Source organism: Pseudomonas sp. PNPG3 (genome assembly GCF_023093815.1).
GTDB classification, from domain to species: Bacteria; Pseudomonadota; Gammaproteobacteria; order Pseudomonadales; family Pseudomonadaceae; genus Aquipseudomonas; species Aquipseudomonas asiatica.
Window position 1 is genome coordinate 1 of the sequence record NZ_JALLKV010000084.1, and the last position, 15,790, is coordinate 15,790.

General features: G+C 62.8%; 14 protein-coding genes and 1 pseudogene. 11 read left to right on the plus strand and 4 right to left on the minus strand.

Features of this window, described 5'->3' with window-relative positions:
• Positions 1-93 precede the first annotated feature (93 nt).
• Positions 94-1,323, minus strand: a complete 1,230-nt coding sequence (gene serA, locus MJ643_RS28925) for a phosphoglycerate dehydrogenase (RefSeq protein ID WP_003258542.1) — start codon at positions 1,321-1,323, stop codon at positions 94-96.
• Positions 1,324-1,493: 170 nt separating this feature from the next.
• Here serA and MJ643_RS28930 point away from each other — a divergent pair, with 170 nt between their 5' ends.
• The 4 genes from MJ643_RS28930 (at position 1,494) to MJ643_RS28945 (ending at position 5,678) form a co-directional block, all read left to right on the plus strand.
• Complete coding sequence (locus tag MJ643_RS28930) at positions 1,494-2,891, plus strand: FAD-binding oxidoreductase (protein ID WP_013974677.1); 1,398 nt, start codon at positions 1,494-1,496, stop codon at positions 2,889-2,891.
• 25 nt (positions 2,892-2,916) lie between these two features.
• On the plus strand, positions 2,917-3,582 hold the full coding sequence (locus MJ643_RS28935) for a fumarylacetoacetate hydrolase family protein (RefSeq protein ID WP_015272191.1): 666 nt from the start codon (positions 2,917-2,919) through the stop codon (positions 3,580-3,582).
• Positions 3,583-3,764: 182 nt separating this feature from the next.
• Positions 3,765-4,685 carry an SdiA-regulated domain-containing protein gene (locus MJ643_RS28940; protein WP_169774631.1) on the plus strand — a complete coding sequence of 307 codons (921 nt, stop codon included), beginning with the start codon at positions 3,765-3,767 and terminating at the stop codon, positions 4,683-4,685.
• A 90-nt stretch (positions 4,686-4,775) separates the two neighbouring features.
• Positions 4,776-5,678: an SdiA-regulated domain-containing protein gene (locus MJ643_RS28945; protein WP_023660914.1), complete on the plus strand. Its 903-nt coding sequence runs from the start codon at positions 4,776-4,778 to the stop codon at positions 5,676-5,678.
• Positions 5,679-5,782: 104 nt separating this feature from the next.
• Here MJ643_RS28945 and rpiA read toward each other — a convergent pair whose 3' ends face one another.
• Entirely contained in the window at positions 5,783-6,457 is a 675-nt protein-coding gene (gene rpiA, locus MJ643_RS28950; RefSeq protein ID WP_013974672.1) for a ribose-5-phosphate isomerase RpiA, read from the minus strand.
• A 134-nt stretch (positions 6,458-6,591) separates the two neighbouring features.
• Here rpiA and ilvA point away from each other — a divergent pair, with 134 nt between their 5' ends.
• On the plus strand, positions 6,592-8,106 hold the full coding sequence (gene ilvA, locus MJ643_RS28955) for a threonine ammonia-lyase, biosynthetic (protein ID WP_169774630.1): 1,515 nt from the start codon (positions 6,592-6,594) through the stop codon (positions 8,104-8,106).
• A 148-nt stretch (positions 8,107-8,254) separates the two neighbouring features.
• Complete coding sequence (locus MJ643_RS28960; RefSeq protein ID WP_169774629.1) at positions 8,255-8,680, plus strand: DUF2269 domain-containing protein; 426 nt, start codon at positions 8,255-8,257, stop codon at positions 8,678-8,680.
• A 129-nt stretch (positions 8,681-8,809) separates the two neighbouring features.
• On the opposite strand, the gene MJ643_RS28965 is transcribed toward MJ643_RS28960, so the two are convergent.
• On the minus strand, positions 8,810-9,466 hold the full coding sequence (locus MJ643_RS28965) for an HAD family hydrolase (protein WP_247727191.1): 657 nt from the start codon (positions 9,464-9,466) through the stop codon (positions 8,810-8,812).
• 141 nt (positions 9,467-9,607) lie between these two features.
• On the opposite strand from MJ643_RS28965, the gene MJ643_RS28970 reads away from it, so the two are divergent.
• Positions 9,608-10,087: an RNA pyrophosphohydrolase gene (locus tag MJ643_RS28970; protein WP_003249017.1), complete on the plus strand. Its 480-nt coding sequence runs from the start codon at positions 9,608-9,610 to the stop codon at positions 10,085-10,087.
• Between the two features lie 22 nt (positions 10,088-10,109).
• On the plus strand, positions 10,110-12,389 hold the full coding sequence (gene ptsP, locus MJ643_RS28975) for a phosphoenolpyruvate--protein phosphotransferase (protein WP_023660917.1): 2,280 nt from the start codon (positions 10,110-10,112) through the stop codon (positions 12,387-12,389).
• Between the two features lie 134 nt (positions 12,390-12,523).
• On the opposite strand, the gene MJ643_RS28980 is transcribed toward ptsP, so the two are convergent.
• Positions 12,524-13,270, minus strand: coding sequence for an NRDE family protein (locus MJ643_RS28980; RefSeq protein ID WP_169774627.1), 747 nt, complete (start codon positions 13,268-13,270; stop codon positions 12,524-12,526).
• Positions 13,271-13,398: 128 nt separating this feature from the next.
• On the opposite strand from MJ643_RS28980, the gene MJ643_RS28985 reads away from it, so the two are divergent.
• The 3 genes and pseudogenes from MJ643_RS28985 to MJ643_RS28995 all read left to right on the plus strand — a co-directional run.
• Entirely contained in the window at positions 13,399-14,181 is a 783-nt protein-coding gene (locus tag MJ643_RS28985; protein WP_013974666.1) for a sulfite exporter TauE/SafE family protein, read from the plus strand.
• A gap of 16 nt (positions 14,182-14,197) precedes the next feature.
• A complete protein-coding gene (gene lgt / locus MJ643_RS28990) occupies positions 14,198-15,004 on the plus strand; it encodes a prolipoprotein diacylglyceryl transferase (protein WP_013974665.1) in 807 nt (268 codons plus the stop codon).
• 51 nt (positions 15,005-15,055) lie between these two features.
• A pseudogene (locus MJ643_RS28995) lies at positions 15,056-15,715 on the plus strand (thymidylate synthase); the annotation flags it as partial.
• Positions 15,716-15,790: the final 75 nt, after the last annotated feature.

Sequence of the window (15,790 nt, forward strand, 5' to 3'; positions counted from 1 at the left end):
GCAAAATATCCGACCCGAAAATGAAAATGCCAGTCAGCTTAACTGACTGGCATTAGGCCACCGGGGCCTCCCTTTTTCATGCCGCCAGCGAACTTAGAACAGGACGCGGGAACGGATGGTGCCCTTGACCTGTTGCAGCTTCTCTTGCGCCAGGTCGGAGTACTCGGCGTCAACGTCGATCACCACATAACCGACTTTCTCGTTGGTCTGCAGGAACTGACCGGAGATGTTGATGCCGTTCTCGGCGAAGACCTTGTTGATCTCGCTGAGCACGCCCGGGATGTTTTCGTGGATGTGCAGCAGACGGTGCTTGCCTGGGTGCGCCGGCAGGGCCACTTCCGGGAAGTTGACCGAGGATACCGAGGTACCGTTGTCGCTGTACTTGACCAGCTTCTCGGCCACTTCCAGGCCGATGTTGGCCTGGGCTTCGGCAGTGGAACCACCGATGTGCGGGGTCAGAATCACGTTGTCCAGGCCACGCAGCGGGCTTTCGAACTGCTCGTCGTTGGAGCGCGGCTCCACCGGGAACACGTCGATGGCGGCGCCGATCAGGTGCTGGTCCTTGATGGCGGCGGCCAGGTGGTCCAGCTCGACCACGGTGCCGCGTGCGGCGTTGATCAGGATCGCGCCCTTCTTCATCGCGCGGATTTCCTTCTCGCCGATCATCCACTGGGTGGACGGCAGCTCAGGCACGTGCAGCGAAACGATGTCGGCCAGGCCCAGCAGCTCGTGCAGGCTGGTGACCTGCACGGCGTTGCCCAGTGGCAGCTTGGTCAGCGGGTCGTAGAAATACACCTGCATGCCCATATTCTCGGCCAGGACCGACAGCTGGGTGCCGATCGAGCCGTAACCGACGATACCCAGCTTCTTGCCGCGGATTTCGAAGGAATTGGCCGCGCTCTTGATCCAGCCGCCACGGTGGCAGGAAGCGTTCTTCTCGGGGATGCCGCGCAGCAGCAGGATGGCTTCGGCCAGTACCAGTTCGGCTACCGAACGGGTGTTGGAATATGGCGCGTTGAACACGGCGATACCGCGCTCGCGGGCAGCTTCCAGGTCGACCTGGTTGGTGCCGATGCAGAAGCAGCCAACAGCGACCAGTTTCTTGGCGCAGTCGAAGATCTCTTCGGTCAGCTGGGTGCGCGAACGGATACCGATGAAGTGGGCATCGGCGATCTTTTCCTTCAGCTCGGCTTCCGGCAGCGAACCAGTGAGGTATTCGATGTTGGTGTAGCCGGCGGCCTTGAGGGTATCGACCGCGTTCTGGTGCACACCTTCAAGAAGAAGGAACCGGATCTTGCTCTTGTCGAGAGAAGTCTTGCTCATCTGCGTAAACCTGTATCCCGGAGAAAAAATGGCGAGGGTGATGCCAGGCGCAAAGGCAGCCTTAGCATGAACAGCGGGAGGGCTATGCTAGCATACGCGACACAATCTGAGCTTATCCCGACAGGTGAAGAGTGCTCAGGGTGACTATGAATAAGTCGAGAGTTCCAGCGATGACCCACCCCGCTGTAATTGATGAACTGATGACCCTTGTCGACCCTGGCAAGGTCCTGACCGACGCAGCTTCCCTGGAAGCCTATGGCAAGGACTGGACCAAGCATTACCCACCGGCACCCAGCGCCATCGTCTTTCCCAAGACGGTGGAGCAGGTGCAGGCGATCGTGCGCTGGGCCAACACGCACAAGGTGGCGCTGGTGCCGTCTGGCGGGCGTACCGGGCTTTCTGCAGGCGCCGTGGCGGCCAATGGCGAAGTGGTGGTCGCCTTCGACTACATGAACCAGATTCTCGGCTTCAATGCCTTCGACCGCACCGTGGTCTGCCAGCCAGGGGTGATTACCCGTCAGCTGCAGGCCTACGCCGAAGAACAGGGCTTGTATTACCCGGTGGACTTCGCCTCCAGCGGTTCCAGCCAGATTGGCGGCAATATCGGCACCAATGCCGGTGGAATCAAGGTGATTCGCTACGGCATGACCCGCAACTGGGTGGCCGGGTTGAAAGTGGTGACCGGCAAGGGTGAGCTGCTGGAGCTGAACAAGGACCTGATCAAGAACGCCACCGGCTACGACCTGCGCCAGCTGTTCATCGGTGCCGAAGGTACCCTTGGCTTCGTGGTCGAGGCCACCATGCGTCTGGACCGTGCGCCGCGCAACCTCACCGCGATGGTGCTGGGTACCCCCGATTTCGACTCGATCATGCCTGTGCTGCATGCCTTCCAGGGCAAGCTGGACCTGACTGCCTTCGAGTTCTTCTCCGACAAGGGCCTGGCCAGGATCCTGGCGCGTGGCGACGTGCCGGCGCCGTTCGAGTCCGACTGCCCGTTCTACGCGCTGCTGGAGTTCGAGGCCAGCACCGAGGAGGTGGCCAACGAAGCGCTGGCCACCTTCGAGCACTGCGTCGAACAAGGCTGGGTGCTGGACGGGGTGATGAGCCAGAGCGAGACCCAGCTGAAAAACTTGTGGAAACTGCGCGAGTACCTGTCGGAAACAATCTCGCACTGGACCCCGTACAAGAACGACATTTCTGTCACGGTGTCGAAAGTGCCAGCGTTCCTGCGCGATATAGATGCCATCGTCGCCGAACATTACCCGGATTACGAAGTGGTGTGGTACGGCCACATCGGCGACGGCAACCTGCACCTGAACATCCTCAAGCCCGAGCACATGAGCAAGGACGACTTCTTCGCCTCGTGCACCAAGGTCAACAAGTGGGTGTTCGAGATCGTCGAGCGCTACAACGGCTCGATCTCCGCCGAGCATGGTGTGGGCATGACCAAGCGTGACTACCTGGGCTACAGCCGCTCGCCCGAAGAAATTGCCTGCATGAAGGCAATAAAGGCCGTGTTCGACCCTAACGGCATCATGAATCCGGGTAAGATCTTCGCACCTGAATAGAAAGCAGTATCCAGAGGAGTCGGCCATGAGTTACCAGCATCAGTACGTAGACGGCACACGCATTCACTTCCCGCTGGGCAAGGTGGTGTGCATCGGCCGTAACTATGCCGAGCATGCCAAGGAGCTGGACAATCCGATCCCCACCGAACCGCTGCTGTTCATCAAGCCGGGCAGCTGCGTGGTACCAGCCGAGGGTGGCTTCAAGATTCCGACGGAACGTGGCTCGGTGCACTATGAGGCGGAAATTGCCGTGCTGCTCGGCAAGCCGCTGTCGACTCACCCGAGCGAGGAAGAGGTGCTGGACGCCATTTCCGGCTACGCACCGGCGCTGGACCTTACCCTGCGTGACGTGCAGGCCAAGCTGAAAGAGAAGGGCCTGCCCTGGGAGCTGGCCAAGTGCTTCGATGGCGCCTGCGTACTGCCGCCGTTCGTGTCGGCCGCCAGCTTCGAGGATGTGACCGACATCCCGGTGCGCCTGACAGTCAACGGCGAAGTTCGCCAAGATGGTAACAGCGCGATGATGCTCAACCCGATCGTGCCGATGATCCAGCACATGGCCGCGCATTTCTCGCTGCAGGCGGGGGATGTGATCCTTACCGGTACCCCGGCGGGTGTGGGGCCGTTCAATGTCGGTGACGAATTGGTGCTGGAGTTGCCGGGTGTGAGCCGCTTCGAAAGCCGGGTGCTCTGACTCGAGACCGCGTCGCCTTCTTCGCGGGTAAACCCGCTCCCACAGGTACTGCGCAACCCTCAAGGGCGACGCTATGCCTGTGGGAGCGGGTTTACCCGCGAAGAGGCCGGTCCTGTTTACCGATTTTTCACACCTGATCCGGATAATGCGCGAATCTACGCCCATTTCCCCAGGACCCCCGCATGCCATCTCCCTCCAGCGCCCCGGCAACCCCCAAGCGTCGTTTCTTCCTGCGCTGGCCCTTCGGCCTGGCCGCGGCGGCGGTAATCGGCTATGGCGTGGCCGTGGCCATGCACTGGGATGACCGCGGCGCGCTGTGGGTCAAGGAAAGCTTCGAAAGCACCGCCGAACGCAGCGAAAGCGTATGGCTGCCGGACTACCAGGTCGACATCGATGCCAAGCCGCTGCCGGGCATGGACGACGATGAAGCTTCGGATGTTGCCTTCAACCCGCGTACCCGCACCCTGTTCGCAGTCATGGGCAAGAACCCGATCCTGGTCGAACTGAGCCTGGATGGCGATGTGCTGCGCAAGATCCCCCTCAACGGCTGGAACAACCCGGAAGGCGTCGCCGTGCTGGAGGACGGCTACCTGGCAATCACCGATGAGCGCCTGCACGACCTGACCGTGGTCAAGGTGGATGCGCAAACCACCTCGTTGAACCATGATGATTTCCAGAACCACGACCTGGGCCCGTCGGTGAAGAGCAACAAGGGCTTCGAGGCGGTGGCCTGGGACCCGCTGCGCCAGCGCCTGGTAATCGGCGAGGAGCGCCCGCCCCGGCTGTATACCTGGAAAACCGACGGTCGCAGCCCGCTCACGGGTGAAAAACAGCTTTTGCCCAGTGATGAACTGGACCTGCGCAACCTCTCGGCGCTTGGCGTGGATCCGCGTACCGGCCACTTGTTGGTGCTGTCGTCCGACTCCAACATCCTTCTGGAACTGGACGAGCAGGGCCAGCAAGTCAGTTTCATGACCCTGCTCGGCGGTTTCAACGGCCTGCAGCACACCATCCCGCGTGCCGAAGGGGTGGCCATGGACGACAAGGGCAACCTGTACATGGTCAGCGAGCCGGCACTGTTCTATCGCTTCAGCAAAAACTGACCCAAACATCCGACTTTTCGGATGCTGGCATTAAGCTTTACTTCAGTTGTTCGTGATTAGATTCGTCACCCCTGTGTCGAGTCTTCCCTCATGCGCCGTTTTGTTCGTCCGTTCCCTGTTCTGGTCGTTATCGGCCTGATCCTGCTCGGCTTGGCCGGGCAGGAGTTTCGCCTGTTCGAGCGTGGCTGGTTCAACCTCAAGGCCTGGTGGCAGCCAGCCGAGCAAAGCATCGGCCTGGACCGTTACCGGGTGTTGGTGGAGGCGCAGCCGATCGAGGGGCTGGATGACGACATCTCGGCGCTGACCTACGACCCCGACCGCAAGACTCTGTTTACCGTAACCAATGCACGCTCGGAGCTGATCGAGCTGTCGCTGGACGGGCGCATCCTGCGCCGAGTGCCGCTGACCGGCTTCGGCGACCCGGAAGCCGTGGAGTACGTCGGGCCCAACAGCTATGTGATCACCGACGAGCGTCAGCAGCGGCTGATTCGCGTGCGCCTGGAGGACGACACGATGTTCCTCGATGCCGGCGATGCCGAGCAGCTGACCCTGGGCATTGGCCTGAATGGCAACAAGGGCTTCGAGGGGCTGGCCTATGATTCGGCGGGCAAGCGCCTGTTCGTGGCCAAGGAGCGTGACCCAATGCTGATCTACGAGGTGCATGGCTTCCCGCACGACAATCCTGAGCAGCCCTATGCGGTGCATGTGGTGCAGGACCGCAAGCGCGATTCGCGGCTGTTCGTGCGGGACCTGTCGAGCTTGCAGTTCGATGAGCGCAGCGGGCACCTGCTGGCACTGTCGGACGAGTCGCGGCTGGTGCTGGAGCTGGATGTGGAAGGCCGGCCGCTGAGTACCTTGTCGTTACGCAAGGGGTTCCAGGGGTTGCAGGCGACGGTGCCGCAGGCGGAGGGGATTGCGATGGATGAGGCGGGGACCATCTATCTGGTCAGTGAGCCGAACTTGTTCTATGTGTTCAAACAGCCAGCGGAGTGAGTGCCTGTGAGAGCCTATTCGCGGGCATGCCCGCTCCCACAGGTACGCCACAGGTTTCGGACCCTGTGCAATACCTGTGGGAGCGGGCGCGCCCGCGAAGAAGGTTACTCAGCCTTCAGGCTTTTCACGCCCTCAGAGGTACCCAGCAGCAGCAAATCCGCCGGCCGTGCCGCGAACAGGCCGTTGGTCACCACGCCAACAATGGCATTGATCTGCGCTTCCAGCTCCACCGGGTTGGTGATCTGCAGGTTGTGCACATCGAGGATCACGTTGCCGTTGTCGGTAACCACGCCCTCACGGTACACCGGGTCACCGCCCAATTTGACCAGCTGGCGCGCCACGTGGCTGCGGGCCATCGGGATCACTTCGACCGGCAGCGGGAACGCGCCCAGCACCGGTACCAGCTTGCTGGCATCGGCGATGCAGATGAAGGTCTTGGCCACGGCGGCGACGATCTTCTCGCGGGTCAGGGCTGCGCCGCCGCCTTTGATCAGGTTCAGGTGCGCGTCGCTCTCGTCGGCGCCGTCCACGTAGAACTCCAGTTCGCTGACGCTGTTCAGCTCGTAGACCGGGATGCCATGGCCCTTCAGACGCTGGGCAGTGGCTTCGGAGCTGGCGACCGCGCCGTCGAAGGCGGTCTTGTGCTGAGCCAGGGCGTCGATGAAGAAGTTGGCGGTCGAACCGGTGCCGACGCCGACGACGCTCTTTTCATCCAGCTTGGGCAGAATGAAGTCGACAGCGGCCTGGGCGACGGCCTGTTTGAGTTGGTCCTGGGTCATGCGGGCTCCGAGAGGGGCAGGGCGGTTTCGAAAAGAGCCTAGTATAACGGCTCGGGCGGCTTTGCTGTGGTCGCCCGACGTAGCGCTGGGGTAGACTCCCAGCCCTTGTCCCGCGGCCCAGTGATGCATTCCCGATGCTCGAACAGTACGTCAAGAAGATCCTCACCTCGCGCGTCTACGACGTCGCGGTCGAAACCCCGCTGCAGAGCGCCGGGCAGCTGAGCAAGCGCCTGGGCAACCAGATTCTGCTCAAGCGCGAAGACCTGCAGCCGGTGTTCTCGTTCAAGATCCGCGGGGCCTACAACAAGCTGGCCCAACTGACCCCGGAAGAACTGGCCCGCGGCGTGGTCACCGCCTCTGCCGGCAACCATGCCCAGGGCCTGGCCCTGGCTGCGCGCGAGATGGGTATCAAGGCCACTATCGTGATGCCCAAGACCACCCCGGAGATCAAGGTCGAGGGCGTGCGTTCGCGGGGCGGCAAGGTGGTGCTGCATGGCGACTCGTTCCCCGAGGCGCTGGCCTATTCGCTGAAACTGGTCGATGAAAAGGGCTTCGTCTACGTGCATCCCTACGACGACCCGCACACTATCGCCGGGCAGGGCACCGTGGCCATGGAAATCCTGCGCCAGCACCCAGGCCAGCTGGACGCGATCTTCGTGCCGGTGGGTGGTGGTGGCCTGATCGCCGGCATTGCTGCCTACGTGAAATACCTGCGCCCGGAAATCAAGGTGATTGGTGTCGAGCCGGACGACTCCAACTGCCTGCAGGCGGCCATGGCGGCCGGCGAGCGCGTGGTGCTGCCGCAGGTCGGGCTGTTCGCCGACGGTGTGGCGGTGGCGCAGATCGGCCAGCACACCTTCGACATCTGCCGCCATCATGTGGATGAAGTGGTCACCGTCAGTACCGACGAAATCTGCGCGGCTATCAAGGATATCTACGATGATACCCGCTCGATCACCGAACCTGCCGGTGCCTTGGGCGTGGCGGGCATCAAGAAGTACGTCGAGTTGTACGGCGTGACCGGGCAGACCCTGGTGGCCATCGACTCCGGTGCCAACGTCAACTTCGACCGCCTGCGCCATGTGGCCGAGCGTGCCGAGCTGGGTGAAAAGCGCGAAGCGATCATCGCCGTTACCATTCCCGAGCGCCCGGGCAGCTTCAAGGCCTTCTGCGAGGCTATCGGCAAGCGCCAGATCACCGAATTCAACTACCGCAAGCACACCTCCGACGAGGCGCATATCTTCGTCGGCGTGCAGACCCACCCGGAAAACGACCCGCGTGCGGCGCTGGCACAGCAACTGACCGAGCAGGGCTTCCCGGTTACCGACCTGACCGACAACGAGCTGGCCAAGCTGCATATTCGCCATATGGTTGGTGGTCATTCGGCCGGCGCCAGTGACGAGATGGTGCTGCGTTTCGAGTTCCCCGAGCGGCCGGGGGCGCTGTTCAACTTCCTCAACAAGCTGGGCGGGCGCTGGAACATTTCGATGTTCCATTACCGCAACCATGGCGCCGCTGACGGGCGCGTGGTGGCGGGGTTGCAGGTGCCGGAGGACGAGCGCCACCTGGTGCCGGCGGCGCTGGCCAAGATCGGCTACCCGTACTGGGACGAAACCGACAACCCGGCTTACAAGCTGTTCCTGGGCTGAGCGGCTAAGCTGGGGCTGACGGCCCTTTCGCGGGCTTGCCCGCTCCCACAGGTACTGCGCAGGCTTCAGGGCCTGTGATATCCCTGTGGGAGCAGGCAAGCCGGCGAAGAAGCCTGCACAAAATGGCCTGCTTAAGGACAACTGAGACATGGAACACCTGACCACCCTCAAGACCCTGCACATCATCGCCACTGCGCTCCTGCTGCTGGGTGCTCTGGGCCTGGCGCTCTGGACCGTGCGCGCCCGCCGCCAGGGCGATGCCGAGGCTTACGCCAAGCTACTGCGTCGGCCGCTGGTGTTCGTCTGGCTGGTGATGGGCCTGTGCCTGGTGAGCATGCCGTTAACCGGCTGGTGGCTGGTGCACCTGGTGGGCTGGCCGCTGGGGCAGGCCTGGGTGCTGGCGTCCAGCGTCATCTATACGCTGGGCGCGTTTGCCGTGTGGTGGCTGCTGGTGCGGTTGAACCGGCTGCGCAAGGCCGAGGTGGTGGGGTTGCGCTTTACCCTGGCACTGGCGGTGTTCAGTGGGGTTTGCTTCCTGTCCATCGCCGGGCTGATGGGAGCCAAGCCGGTCTGACAGCTTTGTGCTGTATGTGCTGGCCTCTTCGCGGGTAAACCCGCTCCTACAGGGTCTGAGCAAGGCTTGAGCGCTGTGCAGTACCTGTGGGAGCGGGTTTACCCGCGAAGAGGCCGGCACAGGAAAACCTCAATCCCGCAGCGAAACCACCGGCCACCCACGCATCTCGGCCTCCGCCCGCAGCTTCGGGTCGGGGTCCACCGCCACCGCATGCGCCACCGGCTGCAACAGCGGCAAATCGTTCATCGAGTCGCTATAGAAATAGCTGTCCTCAAGGTCGAAGCCGTTCTCCAGCATCCAGCGCTCCAGCCGCGTCACCTTGCCTTCACGGAAACACGGTATATCGGTACTACGTCCGGTATAGCGGCCATCACGCGTTTCGCATTCGGTCGCCAGCAACACGCGAACCCCCAGGCGCCGGGCAATCGGTGCGGTGACGAAGCGGTTGGTGGCGGTGATGATCACCAGCTGGTCGCCGGCCTCGCGGTGCTGCTGCAGCAAGCTAAGCGCCTTTGGCAGGATGATCGGCTCGATGCAGTCGCGCATGAAATCATGGTGCCATTCGTCGAGCTGGGATACTGGTGTTGCCGCAAGGATTTCCATGGAAAAGGCCAGGTAGGCCTGCAGGTCCAGGGTGCCGTTCAGGTATTCCTGATAGAAGCCATCGTTGCGTTGCTTGTAGGCAACCGGGTCGAGGATGCCGCGCTGGCAAAGGTAGTCACCCCAGGCATGGTCGCTGTCGCCACCGAGGAGGGTATTGTCCAGGTCGAATAAAGCCAGGCGCATCGCGGTCACTCGCATAAGCCACAGGGTAGGTCCGCAGAATACGGAGTTTTCACGCTGCTGCACATAAGCTTGGCGGGCGCGTTGCTGCGCTCGCAAGCTTTGTGGAACAATGCGGTGACATGCGTTTGCGAGGTTGCTGCCGTGATCGACCCGGATGGTTTTCGCCCCAATGTCGGGATCATTCTCACGAATGATGCCGGGCAGGTGCTATGGGCTCGACGGATCAACCAGGATGCCTGGCAGTTTCCCCAGGGTGGCATCAACCCTGACGAGACGCCGGAAGATGCCCTGTACCGCGAGCTGAACGAAGAAGTTGGCCTTGAACGCGATGATGTGGAAATTCTTGCCTGCACCCGTGGCTGGTTGCGTTATCGTTTACCCCAGCGACTGGTGCGTACGCATAGCCAGCCGCTGTGCATCGGCCAGAAGCAGAAATGGTTCCTGCTGCGTCTGGTCAGCAACGAACAACGGGTGCGAATGGACCTGACCGGCAAGCCGGAGTTCGACGGCTGGCGCTGGGTCAGCTATTGGTACCCGCTGGGCCAGGTTGTGACATTCAAGCGCGAGGTCTACCGACGCGCCCTGAAAGAGCTAGCACCGCGTCTGCTGACGCGCGACTGACGACGGAGTTCGACCCCGAGCCATGCTCAATACGCTGCGCAAGATCGTCCAGGAAGTAAACTCCGCCAAAGATCTCAAGTCGGCGTTGGGGATCATTGTCTTGCGTGTCAAGGAGGCCATGGGCAGCCAAGTCTGCTCGGTCTACCTGCTCGACCCGGAAACCAACCGCTTCGTGCTGATGGCCACCGAAGGCCTGAACAAGCGCTCCATCGGCAAGGTCAGCATGGCCCCCAACGAAGGCCTGGTCGGCCTGGTTGGTACCCGGGAAGAGCCGCTGAACCTGGAAAACGCTGCCGACCACCCGCGTTACCGCTATTTTGCCGAAACAGGCGAGGAAAAATTCGCCTCCTTCCTCGGTGCGCCGATTATCCACCACCGCCGCGTGGTCGGGGTATTGGTCATCCAGCAAAAGGAGCGCCGCCAGTTCGACGAGGGCGAAGAAGCCTTCCTGGTCACCATGAGCGCCCAGCTCGCAGGGGTTATCGCCCACGCCGAGGCCACCGGCTCGATCCGTGGCCTGGGCCGCCAGGGCAAGGGTATCCAGGAAGCGCGCTTCGTCGGCGTACCGGGCTCGCCTGGCGCCGCCGTGGGGCGCGCAGTGGTGATGCTGCCGCCAGCCGATCTGGAAGTCGTGCCGGACAAGACCGTCGATGACATCGACGCCGAACTGAAGCTGTTCCAGAACGCCCTCGAAGGTGTGCGCGACGATATGCGCAAGCTGTCGGCCAAGCTGGCCACCCAGCTGCGCCCGGAGGAGCGTGCACTGTTCGATGTGTACCTGATGATGCTCGAAGACGCGGCTCTGGGCGGTGAGGTGACCGAAGTCATCAAGACCGGCCAGTGGGCCCAGGGCGCACTGCGCCAGGTGGTGGGCGAGCACGTCAACCGCTTCGAGCTGATGGACGATGACTACCTGCGCGAGCGCGCCTCCGACGTCAAGGACCTGGGCCGGCGCCTGCTGGCCTACCTGCAGGAAGCCCGCGCGCAGTCGCTGGTGTATGCCGACAACACCATCCTGGTCAGTGAAGAGCTGACCCCGGCGATGCTCGGCGAAGTGCCGGAAGGCAAGCTGGTCGGCCTGGTCTCGGTACTGGGCTCGGGCAACTCCCACGTCGCCATCCTGGCTCGCGCCATGGGCATCCCCACGGTGATGGGCCTGGTCGATCTGCCTTATTCCAAGGTCGACGGCATCGAGATGATCGTCGACGGCTACAAGGGCGAGGTGTTCACCAACCCCAGCGAAGTGCTGCGCAAGCAGTACAGCGACGTGGTCGAGGAGGAGCGCCAGCTGGCCCAGGGCCTGGATGCCCTGCGCGAACTGCCGTGCGTTACCCCGGACGGCCACCGCATGCCGCTATGGGTCAACACCGGCCTGCTCGCCGACGTGGCCCGTGCCCAGCAGCGTGGCGCCGAAGGGGTGGGGCTGTACCGCACCGAAGTGCCGTTCATGATCAACCAGCGCTTCCCCAGCGAGAAAGAGCAGCTGGCCATTTACCGCGAGCAGCTGGCGGCCTTCCACCCGCTGCCGGTGACCATGCGTACCCTCGACATCGGTGGCGACAAGTCGCTGTCGTACTTCCCGATCAAGGAAGAAAACCCGTTCCTCGGCTGGCGCGGCATTCGCGTCACCCTCGACCACCCGGAAATCTTCCTGGTGCAGACCCGCGCCATGCTCAAGGCCAGCGAGGGGCTGAACAACCTGCGTATCCTGCTGCCGATGATTTCCGGTATCCATGAGCTGGAAGAGGCGCTGCACCTGATCCACCGCGCCTGGGGCGAGGTGCGTGACGAAGGCACCGATGTGCCGATGCCACCGGTTGGCGTGATGGTGGAAATTCCTGCGGCGGTGTACCAGACCAAGGAGCTGGCGCGGCAGGTGGACTTCCTGTCGGTCGGTTCCAACGACCTGACCCAGTATTTGCTGGCGGTGGACCGCAACAACCCGCGGGTCGCCGACCTGTACGACTACCTGCACCCGGCGGTGTTGCAGGCGCTGAACACGGTGGTGCGCGACGCCCATGGCGAAGGCAAGCCGGTGAGTATCTGTGGTGAGATGGCCGGTGACCCGGCAGCGGCGATCCTGTTGATGGCCATGGGCTTCGACAGTCTGTCGATGAACGCCACCAACCTGCCGAAGGTGAAGTGGATGCTGCGCCAGATCAACCTGGGCAAGGCCAAGGAATTGCTCACCGAGGCCCTGAGCCATGACAACCCGCAGGTTATCCACAGCTCGCTGCAACTGGCCCTGAAAAACCTTGGGTTGGCGCGGATGATCGGGCCTGGGGCCAATAAAACCCTCTGAGTGTGAGGTGGCCTGTTCCGGCCTCTTCGCGGGTAAACCCGCTCCCACAGGGATTGCGCCGCATCTGAAGGCTGCGCTGTACCTGTGGGAGCGGGTTTACCCGCGAAGAGGCCGGAGCAAGCAACATCAAATTATCAGGCCAGCAACTCAACTTCCCCCAAATGCCCACCAAAGGGCCCGAAACTGCGCTCAATAAGCCGCCTTTTCCCCTGATCATCCACAATCAGCACCGTGCTCGCCCGCGTCCCGTAGTTCTGGCTGGCAATGAACACGCTCGACAGCAGCTTCTCGGTCGCCAACCCCACGCCCGTCTCCGGCAACTCGCCCTCCGGCGCCGGTTCGGCATCGGCCAGCAACGCCAGCAAGCGCTGTGGCTCTGGCGTTTCCAGTAACCCTTCCAGCCCACTGCGCGCCTTCACCAGCTTAGGCCAAGGCGTATCCAGCCCGGCATTGGAAAGCCCGTAAACCCCAGCCTCCAGCAAGCGCGGCGCCGCGTCTCGGGCATGCAGATAGCCCAGCTGCCGTCCATCGCCCACCAGCAGGTTGAACCCTGAATATTGCCGGCTGCGGCTGGCCACCTGGTCCAGATAGGCCTCGACCCCCAACTCCCCCTGCAGATACGCCGCCACCAGCTCGCCCCGCGAGCGCGGCCCCAAAGCTTGCGCCGGGTCGCGAATATTGGTCAGCGCCGCGAACCGCCCCTGCGGACCGACGCCCAGCCAGGTGCCGCCTGCCTCCAGGTCCCGCCCGGCATATACCCCGGGAGCATCCTCCCAGGCCGCCAGGGCCTGGGTGGGGCGGGCATAGAATTCATCGCGGTTGGCCGCCACGATCAGCGGCAGGGCGTGCCCCGGTCGCCAGGCGAATACGATCAGGCACATCGGTAGGGCCTCCGGTTTTTTTCCACTGTACCCACTCCGATGGGGCACTTCCAACCTGACACACAGTTCACTAGAGCCGTGAGCCCGGCTTCCGTTACCATGCCGGATTGATTTCTTGGGGAAGACGAATGGAATTCGTGCTCTATCTGCTGTTGGGTGCCTGCGCCGGTGTGCTGGCCGGGCTGTTCGGCGTGGGCGGCGGTATCATCATCGTGCCGGTGCTGGTGTTCAGCTTCACCTTGCAGGGTTTCGATGCCTCGGTGCTGACCCACCTGGCTGTCGGTACGTCGCTGGCAACCATCGTCTTCACCTCGATCAACGCCGTGCTCGAGCACCATCGCAAGGGCGCGGTGCAATGGCCGATCTTCGCCTGGATGACCCTCGGCATCCTCCTTGGGGCCGGTGTCGGCGCCAAGACCGCCTCGCTGATACAGGGGCCGTTGCTGCAAAAGATCATCGGTGTGTTCGCCCTGGTCATCGCCGCGCAGATGGCCCTGGACCTCAAACCCAAGGCCAGTCGTGGCATCCCCGGCAAGCCCGCGCTGATCAGTGCAGGTGGGGTGATCGGCTGGGCTTCGGCCATTTTCGGCATCGGCGGCGGTTCGCTGACCGTGCCGTTCCTGACCTGGCGCAGCCTGCCCATGCAGCAGGCAGTGGCCACGTCTTCGGCCTGTGGCCTGCCCATTGCCTTGGCCAGTGCCCTGAGTTTCATGCTGCTGGGTTGGCACGAAGAGCACCTGCCGGCCCACAGCCTGGGTTACGTGTACCTGCCGGCGCTGCTCGGCATTGCCGTGACCAGCATGTTTTTCGCCCGCTTCGGCGCGCGCCTGGCGCACAAGCTGTCGCCACGTCTGTTGAAACGCCTGTTCGCAGCCCTGCTGTTCTGTGTCGGCCTCAGCTTTTTGATTTGAATCGAGAGGAAGTTCCATGCTGCCTTACCCGCAGATAGACCCCGTGGCCGTGGCCATCGGGCCGCTGAAAATCCATTGGTACGGCCTGATGTACCTGGTCGGCATCGGCGGTGCCTGGCTGCTCGCATCGCGCCGGCTGAACCGCTTCGACCCCACCTGGACGCGCGAAAAGCTCTCCGACCTGGTGTTCTGGCTGTCGATGGGTGTGATCGTCGGTGGTCGCCTGGGCTACGTGCTGTTCTACGACCTGCACGCCTACCTGGCCAATCCGACGCTGATCTTCGAGGTGTGGAAGGGTGGCATGTCGTTCCACGGCGGTTTCATCGGCGTGATGCTGGCGGCCTTGTGGTTCGGCAAGCGCAACAACAAGTCGTTCTTCGAGCTGATGGACTTCGTCGCGCCGCTGGTGCCGATCGGCCTGGGGGCCGGGCGTATCGGCAACTTCATCAACGCCGAGCTGTGGGGCAAGGCCACCGACGTGCCATGGGCGATGGTCTTCCCACCGTTCAGCGACCCGGCGCAGCTGCCGCGTCACCCATCGCAGCTGTACCAGTTCGCACTCGAAGGTGTGGCGCTGTTCCTGATCCTCTGGGCGTTCTCGCGCAAGCCGCGGCCGACCATGGCGGTATCCGGCATGTTCGCGCTGTTCTATGGCATCTTCCGCTTCATCGTCGAATTCGTCCGCGTACCGGATGCCCAGCTGGGCTACTTGGCCTGGGGTTGGCTGACCATGGGTCAGATTCTGTGCGTGCCGATGATCCTGGCTGGCCTTGGCCTGATCTGGTGGGCTTATAATCGCAAGCCTACGGCGAAACCCGCCTGATTAATCCCACGGCAGGGGCGATCCCCCTGCCGTTTTTGCTACAGGTAAGCCATGAAACAGTATCTGGACCTGGTCCGCGACGTCATCGACAACGGCACGCTGCAGGGCAACCGCACCGGCATCCGCACCATCAGCCTGCCGGGCGCCATGCTGCGTTTCGACTTGCAGAAGGGCTTCCCGGCCATTACCACGCGCAAACTGGCGTTCAAGTCGGCGATCGGCGAAATGGTCGGTTTCCTGCGTGGCGTGAAGAACGCCGGTGAATTCCGCGAACTGGGCTGCAAGGTCTGGGACCAGAACGCCAACGAGAACGCCCAGTGGCTGGCCAACCCGTTCCGCCAGGGCCATGACGACCTGGGCGAGATCTACGGCGTGCAATGGCGCCAGTGGCCGGGCTACAAGCGCATCCCGCTGAGCAACCCGGCGGCCATCGAAATGGCCGAGAAGGCGGGCTTCCGCCGCATCGCCCAGGACGAGGAGGACGGCGTCGCGTTCGTCATCCTGTACAAGGCCATCGACCAGGTGCGCCAGTGCCTGGACACCATCGCCAACGACCCGGGCAGCCGCCGTATCCTGTTCCACGGCTGGAACTGCGCGCAGCTCGACGAGATGGCCTTGCCGCCGTGCCACCTGCTGTACCAGTTCCACCCGAACGTTGAGACCAGGGAAATTTCCCTGACCCTCTACATCCGCTCGAACGACCTGGGCCTTTTATCTGACGCAGCTAATAAGTAACTGCTCCATTAACCCAACATTCAAATCGTTTAGCTAATCCCGGATGCTGTG

Excerpts from the sequence above, each read along its gene's own strand:
- serA (WP_003258542.1), bottom strand. The coding sequence starts at position 1,323 with ATGAGCAAGACTTCTCTCGACAAGAGCAAGATCCGGTTCCTTCTTCTT.
- MJ643_RS28930 (WP_013974677.1), top strand. The coding sequence starts at position 1,494 with ATGACCCACCCCGCTGTAATTGATGAACTGATGACCCTTGTCGACCCT.
- MJ643_RS28935 (WP_015272191.1), top strand. The coding sequence starts at position 2,917 with ATGAGTTACCAGCATCAGTACGTAGACGGCACACGCATTCACTTCCCG.
- MJ643_RS28940 (WP_169774631.1), top strand. The coding sequence starts at position 3,765 with ATGCCATCTCCCTCCAGCGCCCCGGCAACCCCCAAGCGTCGTTTCTTC.
- MJ643_RS28945 (WP_023660914.1), top strand. The coding sequence starts at position 4,776 with ATGCGCCGTTTTGTTCGTCCGTTCCCTGTTCTGGTCGTTATCGGCCTG.
- rpiA (WP_013974672.1), bottom strand. The coding sequence starts at position 6,457 with ATGACCCAGGACCAACTCAAACAGGCCGTCGCCCAGGCCGCTGTCGAC.
- ilvA (WP_169774630.1), top strand. The coding sequence starts at position 6,592 with ATGCTCGAACAGTACGTCAAGAAGATCCTCACCTCGCGCGTCTACGAC.
- MJ643_RS28960 (WP_169774629.1), top strand. The coding sequence starts at position 8,255 with ATGGAACACCTGACCACCCTCAAGACCCTGCACATCATCGCCACTGCG.
- MJ643_RS28965 (WP_247727191.1), bottom strand. The coding sequence starts at position 9,466 with ATGCGCCTGGCTTTATTCGACCTGGACAATACCCTCCTCGGTGGCGAC.
- ptsP (WP_023660917.1), top strand. The coding sequence starts at position 10,110 with ATGCTCAATACGCTGCGCAAGATCGTCCAGGAAGTAAACTCCGCCAAA.
- MJ643_RS28980 (WP_169774627.1), bottom strand. The coding sequence starts at position 13,270 with ATGTGCCTGATCGTATTCGCCTGGCGACCGGGGCACGCCCTGCCGCTG.
- MJ643_RS28985 (WP_013974666.1), top strand. The coding sequence starts at position 13,399 with ATGGAATTCGTGCTCTATCTGCTGTTGGGTGCCTGCGCCGGTGTGCTG.
- lgt (WP_013974665.1), top strand. The coding sequence starts at position 14,198 with ATGCTGCCTTACCCGCAGATAGACCCCGTGGCCGTGGCCATCGGGCCG.